The sequence below is a fragment of the Halalkalibacter alkaliphilus genome, assembly GCF_023555415.1.
Lineage (GTDB): Bacteria > Bacillota > Bacilli > Bacillales > Bacillaceae_D > Halalkalibacter > Halalkalibacter alkaliphilus.
The window spans coordinates 162,408-177,740 of the sequence record NZ_JAKRYL010000003.1 but is presented as its reverse complement, the minus strand read 5'-3'; the positions used below and the strand labels follow the sequence as shown (position 1 = coordinate 177,740).

The window sequence follows — 15,333 nt, the reverse complement described above, 5'->3', positions numbered from 1 at the left end:
TCTATAGAAAATAGGAGCTTTACCTCTTCCACGACGTTGTTACTTCTAAAAGTAGTCACTAAAAAGGTAAACACGAGAGACCACTGAAAAAAGGTGAAAAATGACCTTTTCAGTGGTCTCTCACACAAGCTTTTTAAATGATCCCTAATTCTCTTTTTCGCTCAGGCATTCTTTCTTGCGCTTGTTGCTGGTTCAACTGCTTTTTTCTTGGCTGGTGCTTTCTTCTTTCTTGTTGTAGGCTTCTTCGTTTTTGTTTTATCAAGAGAAGCTTGAAGAGCAGACATTAAATCTGTAACATTCGATGCAGCGGCGGCTGGTTCTTTCTCTGCCGCTGTAACCGTTTCCTTCCCTGATTTCTTTTCTTCAATTAATTCCATTAATGCTGTTCGATACTCATCTGTATATTTTTCAGGTTCAAATGATGTTGTTAATTGCTCAACAAGCATAAGCGCTGTATCCAGTTCCTTTTGTTCAACTAATTGTTCTGAAGGTACATTCGGAACATCTTGTACATTACGCACTTCATCAGGGAAATGGATCGTTTCCATTAAAAGAGTATCTTCATATACACGTACAACAGCTAATTGTTCCTTTGATCGGATAATGATTTTTGCGATACCTATCTTCCCTGATTCTATTAATGCTTTGCGTAACAGTGAATACGCTTTCCCCCCACCGTTATCAGGGGCAATAAAATAGCTTTTTTCAAAATAAATTGGATCAATTTCTTCTAGTTTCACAAAGTCAATAATCTCAACTGCCTTTTCTTCATTTTCCTTTTTTAACTTTTCAAGTTCCTCATCATCTAGTACAACAAATTTGTTTTTTGCATATTCATACGCTTTAACAATATCCTCATTCTTTACTTCTTTATCACAACCTGGACAAACCTTTTGATAGCTGATAGGGGTATGACACTCTTTGTGTATTTGTCGCAATTTAATATCTTTGTTCTCTGTTGCAGTGTGAAGTTTAATCGGAATATTAACAAGACCAAAACTAATACTCCCTTTCCAAACTGTATGCATGAGGACCACCTACTTTTTCTTTTAATATGCAAGTTTTTGCCTACAATTATGTATGGTTGTCTAACATTTGTTACAGCTTAAATAGTATCTAGATGATAAAGTAGGTGACATTTATGAAACCAATGTTATTATCCCCTGCAACCGATCTTCCTTCAGGCGAGGAATGGATTTATGAAACGAAGTATGATGGATTTCGTTGTTTGTTGTATTGGGATGAAGAAATACCTAAGTTAATCAGTCGAAATGGAAAAGAATTAAACCTTCATTTCCCTGAAATAATTAAGTATTGTGAGGAAATTTATCCTTTACTTAAAGATTTTATACCACTCACTTTTGACGGAGAACTTGTGAATTTAAGAAATAATTTACAGAGTCATTTTTCTACGGTTCAAGTTCGAGGACGAATGAAAAATCAATCAAATATTACAAAACACGCTAAAGAATTTCCATGTCACTTTATCGTTTTTGACGTTATGAGACTAAAGGGCGAACTGCTTGTTAACCGAACTCTAAAAAAAAGAAAAGAAATATTAGAAGGCTTTTTTACTGAAAAACGGTTACCTACTTCTGTTGATTATAAAAACAGTAGCCGACTGCAATTAATCGATGTTTTCACTGAAGAAGGCTATTTGTGGAATAAAATTGTTTCCAACAATGGAGAAGGAGTCGTTGCCAAACGATCAACAAGTCCGTGGGAAAGCGAAAAGCGAACCTCCAATTGGCTTAAAATAAAGAACTATCGCTTTGTTTCCGTTATATTAACGAAATTCGATAAAAGCAACGGTTATTTTCACGGTGCTATCTTTCAAGGAACTGACCTTATAGAGGTTGTTATTTTTAAGCATGGACTGACAGAAGATGAAGAAAAAACGTTATTTGCTTTCTTTGAAAACAACGGGACGAAACGAGGACCAAATATATGGGAGCTACCACCATCTATTTGCGTTGACATTGCTTGTATTGACTTTGACGGGAAGCAATTGCGTGAACCACGTTTCCATGCTTTTAATTTTAATCAGGAACCTCCAGAATGCACTTGGCACCATATGCAGCGGCAGCTTCATCCCATTCCTGATAATATTACAATCACCAATCCAGATAAACCAATTTGGTCAACGATTGAAGTATCAAAAGATGAATACTTACTTTACTTACAAAAAGCAGCACCTTACTTGCTCCCATTTTTACGTGAGCGTCTTCTTACCGTTATTAGATATCCACATGGAGCAACAGGTGAAAGCTTTTATCAAAAGCATTGTCCTGACTATGCACCTGACTTTATTGAGACCGAACAGGTTGAAGATATTAATTATATCGTCTGTAATGATATCGAAACTCTACTTTGGTTAGGGAATCAACTCGCTCTTGAGCTTCATATCCCCTTTCAAACACGATATACAGACAAACCAACAGAAATTGTATTTGACCTAGATCCTCCATCAGCTAACGAGTTTTCTTTAGCTATTATTGCAGCAAAGCAAATGAAAGCGATCTTTGACCAATTTACCATAACTTCCTTTGTAAAAACATCTGGAGGGAAGGGGTTGCAAGTATATATTCCGCTGCCAAAGAATCGCTTCACATATCAGGAGACAAGGATTTTCACGCAATTCATTTGCCAGTTTTTATGTGAGCAGCAACCCGATTTATTTACGACGGAACGATTGAAGAAAAACAGAAACAATAAACTATACCTTGATTACATCCAACATGATGAAGGCAAAACCATTGTCGCACCTTATTCCCCTCGGGGGAGCGAAAAAGGGCTCATCGCTACTCCATTAAACTGGGATGAAGTAAACGACTCATTAACCCCGAATGCTTTTACACTACCAGCAGTGATTGAACGATTAGAAAAACAAAAAGACCCTTTCTCTTCTTTCCGTGAAGTTGATAATAAGGAAGCTTTCACAGCCATTCTTACGCAATTGAAAGAATTAATTAAGGGGTGAACCAAAGATTTTGATCTTCTGATTCACCCTAGTCCTGTCTATTGAGACACCCTTCTTTCCATTTAGAAGTAGTTCTCAAATACTTTTAGACATACCTTATTTAATCCATGTAACAATATCATTTAATTCTTTTCTAGTCTTTGGTCTTGGCTCATCCTTTCTATATCCAAAGGCGGCCATAACCGAGACGTCGAAATGACCATCTTCTAATAAGCCTTGTTCTTTTAGAAACTTATGAACAAGCTTATAGTTAAAGCCTTCAATTGGACAAGAATCTATTCCTATTTGTGCAGCAGCGGTTAACATATTTCCTAACGCAATATACGTTTGTTTACATGACCAATCAAAGATGGTACGTTCAGTCGTCAATAAACCAAAATTTTCTTGGAAATTTTGGTATCGAGCTGGAAGCTCTCTAACGACCTTTTCAGGAGCGTTCTTCACGGTTCTAAAATGATTCGTAATATAATTAGAGTCATACCTGACATCTTTACTTGTACGAGCTAAAATAATAACAAAATGACTAGCTGTCGGTAATTGACCACCAGCTCCCCAAGCGATCTCTCTTAACTTTTCTCTCATCTCTTTATTTTGCAGGATGACAAACTTCCAAGGTTCAAGTCCAATGGAACTTGGAGATAGTCTTCCTGTTTCTAATATGAACTGAAAGTCATCATCGGAAATAACTTTATCTGGATCGAATACTTTTGTTGCATGTCTAAACTGAAACGCATCTAATATTTGCTTTTTTATCTTGTCTTTTTCTAACATATCATTTCTCTCCTATTTTTTATTGTGCGGTAGAGTTTTCCAAAAAAGAGTATCATACATGGAAAGTTCAAACAAATGAAAGGAACTAAAAATACTAGCAAAACTATTCTAAAAGCCACTGAATAAGGGAAGCAATAATATTTGTTAAATTCCACTCTTACCTAGCTCTAAAGTTAGTACAAATGCATAGTGTGTAGTAACCCTCCTGAAAGGTGGTGTGAGTTATGGGTTACTATAGTCCATGGTACGGCGGATATGGCGGGTACAGTGGATTTTGTTGTCCCCCAACACCCCGCCCAGGATTTGGCTTTGGCTTCGCACTAATTGTAGTGCTAGTCATTTTGCTTATTATCCTAGGTGTAAGTTGGTGTAAGTAATTTTTTCAAAGCCAAAATAAAAAGGCTGATTTAGAGAACGGCACTGAATTAAGGTTAATTGGGAGGCACTGAAAAAGGTACAGTTTTTACCTTTTCAGTGGTCTCTTAATTTTTATTTTTTAGTGCCTAACTATAGAAAAGAGCTTTTTCATTTGAGTATATCTCTATCATTTCTTTCTTCTAACTTATAGTGGAATGCTTATGTTACCTTTATATTGTTCTGTAAGATTGTTATACTTATTTCAAGTTAAACCTTGAAAGGAATTTGATCATTCATGTTAGACAAGCTTAAAGCTCATTTTGGAGATATCTTCATCGTCGGTCATGATCACATTACATACGATGACAACTTTTATTGGTTCAAAACACCCGATAACGTAACGATTGGTTTTCCAATAGACCTTATGCATGAAAAAGAACTTGACCTATTAAATATTTTCCTAACTCCTTTACCGAAACAAAAAGAATTTTCCCCTAGAACGCCTGAAGAGGAATATTGGTCATCCATCCTATTTAAAGGAAGTGAAGTCAAACCAGAACGTCATAATGGTGAAACGTTCCGCTTTGTTTACTTTCAATTAAAAGATGAACTTCAAGAACGGGAAGCATTTACAGAGGCCATCAGAAATATGTTTCCTTCAAAAACAATCATTCTATGGGAAAACGAATCATCAGGAGTGGTCATTGATCTTGATCCAAAAATGACAGATACAATTGAGAATTTATTTGAATCCATCGTTGATAATATCATCAGTGACTTTTTTTTAGAGATCGTGATGTATATAGGAATTAGCAATGTAACAATAGCTGAGGCAAATACCCGTTATTATTGGGAAAAATCTAATTTCCAAACGATTAAACAGATAGACAAAAAAAAGGTATATAAAGGAGCAGAAGTACTTCCATTCCTGCTTATCGGAGAGACTCGCCCTGACACTCTAGTTAAAATGAAAGAACAGACATTAAACCAAGTTATTGAGGATCCTGATTTAATTCAAACTATCAAAGTCTATTTGGATTGCAATATGAATGTCTCTCTCGCTGCTAAAAAACTATATTTACATCGAAATACATTACAATATCGGGTTGATAAATTCATTGAAAAGACCGGAGTTGATATTCGACATTTTCGAAGCGCTGTTTCCATCTATCTATCACTATTAATAGAAAAAAACATCCATTAATGCATTGTGCACAAAAACAATGCATTCTTTTTTATGCACTTTTACCGTATACGAAAACGGTTACAAGCGTTACACTTTATCTATATTAAAGATATTCAAAGGAGAGATCGACATGGGTGAAATTAGATTAGATAATGTTTACAAGATTTATGATGGGGATGTAACCGCTGTTACTGATTTTAATTTGCATATTCAAGATAAAGAGTTTGTCGTATTCGTTGGTCCATCAGGTTGTGGTAAGTCTACAACGTTACGTATGATTGCAGGACTTGAGGATATCTCTAAAGGAGACCTTTATATCGGCGACCGTCGCGTAAATGATGTTGCACCAAAAGACCGTGATATCGCAATGGTATTCCAAAACTACGCTCTTTACCCTCATATGAATGTATATGATAATATGGCGTTCGGTTTAAAACTACGTAAATTTAAAAAGGATGAAATTGATAGAAGAGTAAAAGATGCAGCTAAAATTCTAGGTTTAACAGAAATGCTAGAACGTAAGCCAAAAGCAATGTCTGGTGGTCAGCGCCAACGTGTTGCTTTAGGACGAGCAATCGTTCGTGATCCTCAAGTGTTCTTAATGGATGAGCCGTTATCAAACTTAGATGCTAAGCTTCGTGTACAAATGCGTGCCGAAATTACGAAATTACACAAACGCTTACAAACAACAACAATTTATGTAACACATGACCAAACTGAAGCGATGACAATGGCGTCTCGAATCGTTATTATGAAAGACGGAATCATTCAACAAGTTGGTACACCAAAAGAAGTATATGACAATCCAGATAATGTCTTTGTTGGTGGATTTATTGGATCTCCGGCAATGAACTTCTTTAAGGGTTCACTTACTGCTGATGGTTTCTTTAAAATGGGAGACGTACAAGTTAAAGTACCTGAAGGGAAGTTAAAAACGTTAAAAGAAAGAAACTATATTAATAAAGAAATAATCCTTGGAGTTCGTCCTGAGGACATCCATGATGAACTTCTATTCCTAGAATCATCTCCTGAGACAAAGTTGACAGCAACTGTTGATGTATCTGAGTTATTAGGTGCGGAATCATACCTTTATTCTAAAGTTGATGGTCAAGACTTTATCGCTCGTATCGATGCTCGTTCTGATGTAAAGATGGGACAAAAAGTTGATCTAGCATTCGATATGAACAAAGTACACTTCTTTGATATCGAAAGTGAATTAAGAATTAAATAAAATAAATCAAATCCCCTTAACGAACTGTTAAGGGGATTTATGTCTATTAAATTACTTATGTTAATTTCGTTTTTGCTAACCAAGCTCCGCCTATTACACCGGCATCATTTCCAAGTGTTGCAATCGTCAACTCGGCACCTTCTAACACTTTTGGAAACGCAAAACGTGAGAATTGTTCTTTTATTGGGGCTAATAACGTCTCTCCAGCCTTTGATACCCCTCCGCCAATAACGATCTTCTCTGGGTTAAGTCCATTCGCTAAATTAGCCAAAGCAAGCCCTAAATATAAAGTAACTTGATTCATTACTCGTTTTGCAACTTCATCATTTTCTTTTGCAGCATCAAGAACGAGTTTGGCTGTTACTGTTTTATGTTCTTCGTAGTAATCTCTAAGTTGGCTATTTGTATCCGTTTCTTGTAGTGCTTCTATTGCTAGACGAACAATACCTGTTGCTGAAGCAATCGTTTCTAGACAGCCATCTTTCCCACAGTTGCAACGGGCGCCACCTTCGATAATCGATGTAATATGTCCTATTTCTCCTCCGGCTCCGTTCACCCCATGGATAATTTTCCCATTAGAGATGATACCGCCTCCTACTCCTGTTCCTAATGTGACAAAGATTAAATCATTAGCACCCTCACCAGCACCTGTCCACATTTCTCCTAGAGCTGCAAGATTCGCGTCATTGTCAACAACAACTGGCAAACCGCTCTCTTTCTCTAAGAGTTCTTTGAGCGGGAAGTTCTTCCAACCTAAATTAACAGCTACTTCAATTGCTCCAGTCGCAAAGTTAACCGGCCCAGGAGCACCGATTCCTAGCCCTGCCAAATTACTTTTCGATTGGTCTAACTCTTCTAATTTTTCCTCAATCGACCTTGCTATATCAGTAGGAATTTGTTGTCCATTTTGAGTCGTATCTGTATCAATTTCCCATTTCGATACAATTTCTCCATCCTGATTTAAGAACGCCATTTTAATTGTCGTACCGCCAATATCTACACCAACTAGCCATTTATTTTCCACATGTACCCATCCCTATCCTATTTTTTTGTTATGTAGCCGATACTATTATCCTATCACATAACGATGAATGTTTAGATAACTCTTTAATAAATTATTTTAATCGGCAAAAGGACACCGTTTCCAGTATCCTTTACCGTAGAATTTTTACACCCACCACATATCAGATGGCTTTTCTTCAATTACGACTGAGTTAAGGTTTTTAACCGCTCTTGCAAATCCTTCTTCAATCGACATAATTGGGTCTTCATGCTCAATACTTACAACATAATCATATCCATATGTTCTGAGGGCGCTAATCATATCTGACCACTCTTGAACACTATGACCACAACCAACAGATCTAAACGTCCAAGCTCTCGTTTGAACTTCTCCGTATGGCTGCATATCGATTAACCCATACATATTTACGTTATCCTGATCAATATATGTGTCTTTTGCATGAAAGTGATGAATAGCATTTTCTTTCCCTAAAATTTTGATAGCGGCGACAGGATCAATTCCTTGCCACCATAAATGACTTGGATCAAGATTTGCTCCAATTGCATCACATGTTTCTTCTCTTAACTTTAATAACGTGTATGGAGTATGAACTAAGAAGCCACCATGAAGCTCTAACCCAATTTTTACATTATGATCCTTCGCAAACTGCCCCCATTCCTTCCAATAAGGAATGAGTTTTTCTTCCCATTGCCACTTTAAAATATCGCCATATTCATTTGGCCAAGGAGTGACAGGCCAGTTTGGATATTTTGCGCCATCATGATCTCCAGCCGTACCAGAGAAACAGTTGACAACAGGAACTCCCATCAAGCTAGCTAGCTTGATTGTTTTTACCAAAGCCTCATGTGATTCCTTCGCAAAAGCCTCATCTGGGGAAATTGGATTCCCATGGCAACTGAACGCACTAATCTCTAAACCGCGTGACGTTACCTTCTCCATATATTCTTTACGTAACTCTTCACTTTCTAGAAGGTTATCTATATCACAATGAGCGTTTCCAGGATAGCCCCCCGTACCAATTTCTACAGCTTTTACTCCAGCGTCCTTGACATAATCTAGCATTTCCTCAAATTTCTTTTGAGAAAACAATACAGTAAATACGCCTACCTTCATACAAAGTCCTCCCTATTTTCTATCTTTACACTTTGACCTGTTTCACTGCTTTTGTATATTGCATCGATAATTTGAGACACTTGCATTGCTTCTTCTGGCTTTACAATAAGCTCATCCATACCTAAACACGTGTCTACGAAATTACTAACTTGCGCGAGACCTGGATTGTCTTCACCTGGAATCCAGGTCGATTGACTATTTAAAAGCATCCCGTGTTTTGCTTGATTAAGTTCAAACGGAAACAAGTCAATACCGCCTTGTAAGCCCGAAATACTAACACTTTCTACATCTTCTTTAATATTTGCTGCCCAGGATGTTTCAAACAACATGGTTGCACCATTTTCAAACGTAATATAGGCTGTAACATGATCATCTACATCAAATGTTTCATGATCAAAGCCTCCCCACTCATTCACTTGACCAGGAATTTTACTAAGGTGATTATACGCTTTTCCCATTACTTGAACTGGTTTTGGATTGCCAAGCAACCAAAGTGATAAATCTAAAAAGTGACAGCCCCAGTCTATCAAGCTCCCGCCACCCTGGAGCTCTTTATTCGTAAATACACCCCAGCCCGGAACCTTGCGTCTTCTTAGCGCTTGTGCTCTTGCTACAATCGGTTCACCAATTTCCTGTTCTAAGATGACCTTTTTTGCAGCCTGTGATTCTTTCATAAAGCGGTAGTGATAGCCAATAGACAGAACTTTGCCTGATTCATTTGCCGCTTCAATCATTGCATTACATTCATCCGCACTCATAGCCATTGGCTTCTCACAAAGAACATGAACTCCCGCTTCAAGTGCTGCAATGGTAATTTCGGCATGAAACTTATTTGGCGTACAAATAGTAACAGCATCTACCTCACTAAAAAGGTCCCAGTAGTCAGAATAGACTTTAGGAATGTCAAACTTTTCTGCAGCAGCTTTCGCTGTATCTAGATTCACATCACAAATAGCTTCTATTGAGACTCTGTCTGAAATAAGTTGATAGGCAGGGATATGACGATCCTGAGCAATCCCACCCGCTCCAATGATTCCCATTCTAAGTTTTTGCATATCATGCTCCCTCAATTACAAGCTAGTAATTCGTTTCGTTTCATTTGACTCTAAAGCTGCTAGTACGACTTGAAGAGATTTCATTCCCTCTTCTCCTGAGACAGGAACGGCCTTGTCTTCTATAATTGCACTCACAAACTGATCAATTACTTGTGTATTGTTTTGACCACCAGCTTCGTTTGTTTGAATACCGCCTAGCTCATACTTAACAACTTCACCATTTTTATATTGAACGATTAAAGAGTTAACGGGATCATCTTCTAAACGCAAAATCGCTTTTTCCCCGTAAATAATTGTTGAATTGTCTTCACCCGCTACATATGACCAGCTAGCAGCAAGAGTTCCGATAATGCCGCTTTCTGTTTTAAGTACACATACCGCTGTATCATCTACATCTGCGTTTTGCTTTGCACTTGTTTCAATAAATGCGCCTACTTCTACAAATTCTTCTCCAAGAACAAAGCGTAACAAATCGGTTTTATGAACACCGAGGTCACCCATGGCACCAATAAATGCTTCTTCCTTTTTAAAGAACCAGCTCTCACTTCCATCTGCACTCCAGCCTTCAGGACCACCATGGCCAAATGCTGTGCGGAAGCTATAAATTTTCCCTACTTCACCTGCTTCAATTAATTGTCTTGCCTTTTGATGTGAAGGAACAAAACGTTGGTTATGTGCAATCATTAATTTTTTATTATTTTCTTTTGAAGCCTCAATCATTTTTTCCGCATCTTCACGTGAAGTTGCCATCGGCTTTTCGCAAAGGACATGCTTTCCTGCTTTCAACGCAGCAATTGAGATAGGAGCATGTAAGTAGTTTGGTGTACAAACACTTATTGCATCGACTTCTGGATTTGAAAGTAACTCTTCGTAATTTGTATAAGCCTTCGCACTATAAACTTTTGCTAATTCATGGACTCGCTCTTCTACGATGTCACAAACAGCTACAATTTCTACCTCAGAATTATTTGCATACTCCGGTAAATGACGATGCTTTGCAATACTTCCACAACCAATAACCCCAACTTTTACTTTACTCATGTACAATTCCCCCTATTAATTAAATTATTAATCAAATTATTATTTAAATATTTTCTAACGGTTTTGCATTTCCATAAACAGGCATATTTCGATCTGTTGGCTTCGCCCACTTAACAGCATTCTTGATAACTTTTTGTATTTCTTCGTTATGGTACGTTGGATACGTCTCATGTCCAGGACGGAAGTAGAAGATCTTCCCTTTCCCTCTTTGATACGTACAACCGCTTCTAAATACTTCTCCACCACTAAACCAACTCATCATAATCAATTGATCCGGGGCTGGAATATCGAAATGCTCTCCATACATTTCTTCTTCTTCTAGTTCAATGAACTCACCGATGCCCTCTACGATAGGGTGACTTGGGTCTATAATCCATAAACGTTCTTTATCATTTGCTTCACGCCATTTCAAATCACAAGTCGTTCCCATTAATGTTTTAAAAATTTTTGAGAAATGTCCTGAGTGAAGGACGATAAGCCCCATCCCTTCAAGCACTCTCTGTTTTACTTTTTCAACAATCACATCATCAACTTCATTATGAGCCAAATGTCCCCACCAGATTAAGACGTCGGTTGAGTTGAGTACCTCCTCAGTCAAACCGTGTTCTGGATCATCAAGTGTTGCTGTTTTCACTTGCACTTGATCTTCCTTTAAGAAATTTGCAATAGCACCATGAATACCTTCAGGATAAATGTCTCGCACAACCGGGTTTTTTTGTTCATGACGATTTTCATTCCATACTGTTACGTTTACCATCATATTTCCTCCTCTGATTCTTAACTGATTTATTATTTAATTGCTTACCTGATTGACTTTAGTGTTACTTTCTCCAGAATTTTAGTAATTTACTAATCGAGAAGACTAAACACCTCCTATATGAGATCGTTCTCATACGGTCGATAAAAAATGAAGTTTTGTGAGATCATTCTCATATTAAATAAAAAATGAAGTTTTGTGAGATCATTCTCATATTAAATAAAAAGTAAAGTTTATGAGATCGTTCTCATATATTCTATTAAAATATTAGCCTTCTATTCAATGAGGTTTGATGTGAGATCGATCTCACATCAGACCGATTCTCTCTTAATTAATTGAATAGGAAGCTCAATTACATCTTCGTTGACTTTATCTTGATTTGTTAACATGGACACCATAATCTCCATCGTTTTTTGTCCCATTTCTTTAATTGGCTGCTTCACTGTAGTCAAAGATGGTTCCATCAATTGAGCAACTGGTAGATCATCAAAACCAATGACAGCTAAATCCTCTGGAATCTGCATGCCTTGTAATTTAGCTTCTTTAATAATACCTGCCCCTACTTCATCACTTCCAGCAAAAACGGCTGTTGGTTGATCTTCAAGAGATAGAATCGTTCTTAAGATCCTTTTGCCAGTTTCAATACTAGGTGTATCTCTGAAAATCCACTGATTATTCATTTCAATGTTATATTCATCTAATGCAGCAAGAAACCCTGTTTCCCGATCAGCGCCAAGCTCACCTTTGTTATTTCCACAATAGGCAATTTTCTTATGTCCGCTTTCAATTAAATGCTTTGCCCCCAGATAACTTCCCTTTACTTGGTCTAGTCGTACGACTGGAACCGTTGCCTCTGATCGATATTCATTACACATAATTATCGGACCAGATTCCTTAAATGGTGCAATGGAATCCCAATCATTTTCTAAAGAAGTAAAGATCAAACCATCTACTTGCTTAGTTTGTAATAGTTGCAAGTAGTTTCGCTCCTTGTCCTTATTTTGATGTGTTTGACAAATGAGCAATTGCAACCCATTCTCCACAGCTACTGTTTCCAACCCTTCAATAAGAAAAGGAAAGAATGGATTCGTCAGACTTGGAACAAGTACAGCAATCGTGTCGGTTTTTTGCTTTCTCAGACGTTGCGCAGATGAGTTAGGATAATAATCTAATTCTTTCATTGCCTGATAAACAAGCTGTTTTTTTCTCTCCGTAACATACGGGTGATTATTAATCACTCGAGAGACCGTAGATCTTGATAATCCAGCTAATTTAGCTACATCTTCAATCGTTGCCATCGTATCCTCCTTTCTTTTCTCAGGAGTGATGACGCTTTAACGATAGCGTTTTCACAATACTGAATTACCTATATTTTAAAATAAACAACAGTAAAAAACAACCTTTATTTGCAGAAAAAATGGACCCCTACCCTTCTTAGATAAGGGTCCAAAAACTACTTAATCGCTTTCTTTAAACTCCATTTAGATAAGCTTTTTATTTCAACTGAATGATCAGCAAAGAACGTGATACCTTGCGCCTCTTTCGTTGGGAAAACTCTAGCACTCATTACTTTTTCTCCTTCATTAATAAATATTTCTACTGACGATTTATCAATGAAGATTTGCAAGGTGATAGTCTTAACCATAGACACCGTTGTTTTACGAACTCCACCTGGACCTTTCCCAGCTTTCGTACGATCAAGTATAACGAGACCATCGCGTTTATCAAATGTCAATACTGTCTCTTGTTTTGTTACAGCATCCTGCCTTACCTTTAAACCAAAGGTTGTCGCATCTTTGACATCAATTTTCATTTTTAATTCTAAGCAGTCTCCGTGAACTCCTTTTAATGACGTTTCCCCTTCAATCAGAACATCAGAATAGTACGTTTCTTCTTCACGCAGATCTTCTAGTTCAGGAACTGGTAATGTATACAATCTATCATTTCTTAATGACACGATTCTCGGAATTGTCATTGCACCTGAATAGCCAAATTCTTGGGTCGGCATATCACTTTCCCACATATCCATCCATCCAATAAGAATTCTCCGTCCTTTATCATCAACCATCGTTTGCGGAGCATAAAAATCAAAGCCATGATCCAATGTGTAATACGGACCATATTGGAAGATTCCAGTTTGGTAATTAAGCTGACCAATTACATAACCAGCTTGATGTAGGTTGTGATAATCGTTACCTTCAGGCTTAACCCCTTGTGGAGACATCACCAAAACTTCTTTTCCTTCAAGCTCGAACAGATCGGGACATTCCCACATAAATCCGAAATTGCCCTCCCCCTTTGCCATGACGGATACAAACTCCCAATCAATTAAGTTAGAAGAACGGTATAACAATACTTGTCCTGTATTGCTTTTCGTCTTAGACCCTAAAACGCAATAGTAAGCCCCCTCATGTTTCCATACTTTTGGATCTCGAAAATGAAAAATATTAATATCCCCTTCAGGCACTTCTGAAATAACAGGGTTTTCTTTTATCTTTTCAAAATGTATCCCATCGTCACTTACGGCTATGGCCTGTACTTGTTTTAAATCTTCATCTAGTTTTCCTTCAATCCAGACATTCCCTGTGTACATTAAATAGAGTTTTCCATCTTTCTCAATTGCACTACCAGAGAAGCAACCGTCTTTGTCATAATCCTCACTAGGAGCCAAGGCAATAGGTAAATGTTCCCAATGAACAAGATCTTTGCTTTTGACATGTCCCCAATGCATCGGGCCCCATTTAGGATCATATGGATGATGTTGATAAAAAAGGTGATACTCTCCCATAAAGAAAGAGAACCCATTTGGATCGTTCATCCAATTTGCTTGCGGCATCACATGGTACTGTAAGTTCCATTCGTGGCTTTTAACTTGTTCTTTTAATTTATTTACTTCTTGATTAGCTTTTTCAATTTGCTGTTGATGCTTATCCATGTCTGCCTCCAAATATTTTTTATTCCTACTAGCTCTTAAGACAGATATGTTCATTCACTAATAAAACTAATGAATAACATAATATCAATTGTTTAGATCGTTTCAACTTCTACACCAAAGTGATCTGAAATGATTGGCTGATTCACCCCATTAAAAATCACATTGGATTTTTTCACTTCAACTAGAGCGTTCGTAAAAATATAATCAATTCGTAAATCACGCTTGTTTTGATCCCAGCCAGCAATCTTTCCTTCTACGGTTGTACCTTTATCTTTTTCTTCTGCTAGCTGGTACGTATCGAAAAGACCTTTCCCAAGAATATAATCATAGCCTTCCTCTTTTACGCTAGCATCATTATTAAAGTCTCCCATTAAGAAGTAACGTTCATTCTTTCGAACAATTGAATAGAGTGAGTCGACTTGATGCAAATACGATTCTTCTTCGTCGTTCCACCAGCCGAGGTGGCAAGAATAAAAAGTAATGGGCTCCTCGTTGTAAGAAATCGTCGCACCAACAATTTTTCTTGTTTTCCAGTTATTCGTATCATCAGATTGAGAAATAAAGAAAGAGTGTTCTTTTTCGATTTTATGTTTTGTTACTATCGCCAGACCTTCTTCATATACTTCAAATCCAATATGTGCAAAATCCCACACATAATCATAGTCACAAACACCGAGTGCCTTTAACTCATTCAGCAACACTAAAACATAATTGTCTTTTTTTACAGCACCTTCAATAGTTTCTTCTTGAATTGACTGACTCACTTCTTGTAAAGCAATAACATCATAGGAATTTTCTTTAATCACTTTTGCTAACGTTTTTATCTTGTCTAGTTGATTGTCCTCCTGCCATGCATGGCAATTTAATGTTAACAGTTTCATGT

The 15,333-nt window shown here is 37.3% G+C and carries 14 protein-coding genes; 4 read left to right on the top strand and 10 right to left on the bottom strand.

Translation table 11 applies throughout. The annotated features are described in order from the left end of the window. Positions 1-161: 161 nt before the first annotated feature. Entirely contained in the window at positions 162-1,028 is an 867-nt protein-coding gene (gene ku / locus MF646_RS03980) for a non-homologous end joining protein Ku (protein ID WP_250095198.1), read from the bottom strand. A gap of 113 nt (positions 1,029-1,141) precedes the next feature. Here ku and MF646_RS03975 point away from each other — a divergent pair, with 113 nt between their 5' ends. After that, positions 1,142-2,980 (top strand): DNA ligase D, encoded by a 1,839-nt coding sequence (locus MF646_RS03975; protein ID WP_250095197.1) that lies wholly within the window; start codon positions 1,142-1,144, stop codon positions 2,978-2,980. 96 nt (positions 2,981-3,076) lie between these two features. Here MF646_RS03975 and MF646_RS03970 read toward each other — a convergent pair whose 3' ends face one another. Further along, positions 3,077-3,751 (bottom strand): NAD(P)H-dependent oxidoreductase, encoded by a 675-nt coding sequence (locus MF646_RS03970; protein WP_250095196.1) that lies wholly within the window; start codon positions 3,749-3,751, stop codon positions 3,077-3,079. Positions 3,752-3,975: 224 nt separating this feature from the next. Between MF646_RS03970 and MF646_RS03965 the strand changes: the two genes are divergently transcribed. From MF646_RS03965 to MF646_RS03955, 3 genes are all read left to right on the top strand, one after another. Further along, on the top strand, positions 3,976-4,128 hold the full coding sequence (locus tag MF646_RS03965; protein ID WP_250095195.1) for a YjcZ family sporulation protein: 153 nt from the start codon (positions 3,976-3,978) through the stop codon (positions 4,126-4,128). A gap of 275 nt (positions 4,129-4,403) precedes the next feature. Then, positions 4,404-5,312, top strand: coding sequence for a PucR family transcriptional regulator (locus tag MF646_RS03960; protein ID WP_250095194.1), 909 nt, complete (start codon positions 4,404-4,406; stop codon positions 5,310-5,312). A 112-nt stretch (positions 5,313-5,424) separates the two neighbouring features. Further along, on the top strand, positions 5,425-6,525 hold the full coding sequence (locus tag MF646_RS03955; RefSeq protein ID WP_250095193.1) for an ABC transporter ATP-binding protein: 1,101 nt from the start codon (positions 5,425-5,427) through the stop codon (positions 6,523-6,525). Between the two features lie 55 nt (positions 6,526-6,580). On the opposite strand, the gene MF646_RS03950 is transcribed toward MF646_RS03955, so the two are convergent. The 8 genes from MF646_RS03950 to MF646_RS03915 form a co-directional block, all read right to left on the bottom strand. Beyond that, the gene (locus tag MF646_RS03950) at positions 6,581-7,549 is read right to left on the bottom strand and encodes an ROK family glucokinase (protein WP_250095192.1); all 969 of its coding nucleotides are present in this window, start codon (positions 7,547-7,549) and stop codon (positions 6,581-6,583) included. A 144-nt stretch (positions 7,550-7,693) separates the two neighbouring features. After that, the gene (locus tag MF646_RS03945) at positions 7,694-8,662 is read right to left on the bottom strand and encodes a sugar phosphate isomerase/epimerase family protein (RefSeq protein WP_250095191.1); all 969 of its coding nucleotides are present in this window, start codon (positions 8,660-8,662) and stop codon (positions 7,694-7,696) included. Continuing rightward, positions 8,659-9,717: a Gfo/Idh/MocA family protein gene (locus tag MF646_RS03940; protein WP_250095190.1), complete on the bottom strand. Its 1,059-nt coding sequence runs from the start codon at positions 9,715-9,717 to the stop codon at positions 8,659-8,661. Before MF646_RS03940 ends, MF646_RS03945 begins: the two co-directional genes overlap by 4 nt. 15 nt (positions 9,718-9,732) lie before the next feature. Next, positions 9,733-10,758: a Gfo/Idh/MocA family protein gene (locus MF646_RS03935; RefSeq protein ID WP_250095189.1), complete on the bottom strand. Its 1,026-nt coding sequence runs from the start codon at positions 10,756-10,758 to the stop codon at positions 9,733-9,735. 43 nt (positions 10,759-10,801) lie between these two features. Beyond that, on the bottom strand, positions 10,802-11,515 hold the full coding sequence (locus MF646_RS03930; protein WP_250095188.1) for a ThuA domain-containing protein: 714 nt from the start codon (positions 11,513-11,515) through the stop codon (positions 10,802-10,804). Positions 11,516-11,826: 311 nt separating this feature from the next. Then, the gene (locus tag MF646_RS03925) at positions 11,827-12,813 is read right to left on the bottom strand and encodes a LacI family DNA-binding transcriptional regulator (RefSeq protein WP_250095187.1); all 987 of its coding nucleotides are present in this window, start codon (positions 12,811-12,813) and stop codon (positions 11,827-11,829) included. 155 nt (positions 12,814-12,968) lie between these two features. Further along, complete coding sequence (locus MF646_RS03920; protein WP_250095186.1) at positions 12,969-14,450, bottom strand: glycoside hydrolase family 32 protein; 1,482 nt, start codon at positions 14,448-14,450, stop codon at positions 12,969-12,971. 92 nt (positions 14,451-14,542) lie between these two features. Further along, the gene (locus MF646_RS03915) at positions 14,543-15,331 is read right to left on the bottom strand and encodes an endonuclease/exonuclease/phosphatase family protein (RefSeq protein ID WP_250095185.1); all 789 of its coding nucleotides are present in this window, start codon (positions 15,329-15,331) and stop codon (positions 14,543-14,545) included. Positions 15,332-15,333 lie beyond the last annotated feature (2 nt).

Bases quoted from the DNA above. Each gene is read 5' to 3' on its own strand.
- MF646_RS03935 (WP_250095189.1), bottom strand. From the start codon at position 10,758: ATGAGTAAAGTAAAAGTTGGGGTTATTGGTTGTGGAAGTATTGCAAAG.
- MF646_RS03960 (WP_250095194.1), top strand. From the start codon at position 4,404: ATGTTAGACAAGCTTAAAGCTCATTTTGGAGATATCTTCATCGTCGGT.
- MF646_RS03915 (WP_250095185.1), bottom strand. From the start codon at position 15,331: ATGAAACTGTTAACATTAAATTGCCATGCATGGCAGGAGGACAATCAA.
- MF646_RS03940 (WP_250095190.1), bottom strand. From the start codon at position 9,717: ATGCAAAAACTTAGAATGGGAATCATTGGAGCGGGTGGGATTGCTCAG.
- MF646_RS03970 (WP_250095196.1), bottom strand. From the start codon at position 3,751: ATGTTAGAAAAAGACAAGATAAAAAAGCAAATATTAGATGCGTTTCAG.
- MF646_RS03925 (WP_250095187.1), bottom strand. From the start codon at position 12,813: ATGGCAACGATTGAAGATGTAGCTAAATTAGCTGGATTATCAAGATCT.
- MF646_RS03965 (WP_250095195.1), top strand. From the start codon at position 3,976: ATGGGTTACTATAGTCCATGGTACGGCGGATATGGCGGGTACAGTGGA.
- MF646_RS03975 (WP_250095197.1), top strand. From the start codon at position 1,142: ATGAAACCAATGTTATTATCCCCTGCAACCGATCTTCCTTCAGGCGAG.
- MF646_RS03920 (WP_250095186.1), bottom strand. From the start codon at position 14,450: ATGGATAAGCATCAACAGCAAATTGAAAAAGCTAATCAAGAAGTAAAT.
- MF646_RS03955 (WP_250095193.1), top strand. From the start codon at position 5,425: ATGGGTGAAATTAGATTAGATAATGTTTACAAGATTTATGATGGGGAT.
- ku (WP_250095198.1), bottom strand. From the start codon at position 1,028: ATGCATACAGTTTGGAAAGGGAGTATTAGTTTTGGTCTTGTTAATATT.
- MF646_RS03930 (WP_250095188.1), bottom strand. From the start codon at position 11,515: ATGGTAAACGTAACAGTATGGAATGAAAATCGTCATGAACAAAAAAAC.
- MF646_RS03945 (WP_250095191.1), bottom strand. From the start codon at position 8,662: ATGAAGGTAGGCGTATTTACTGTATTGTTTTCTCAAAAGAAATTTGAG.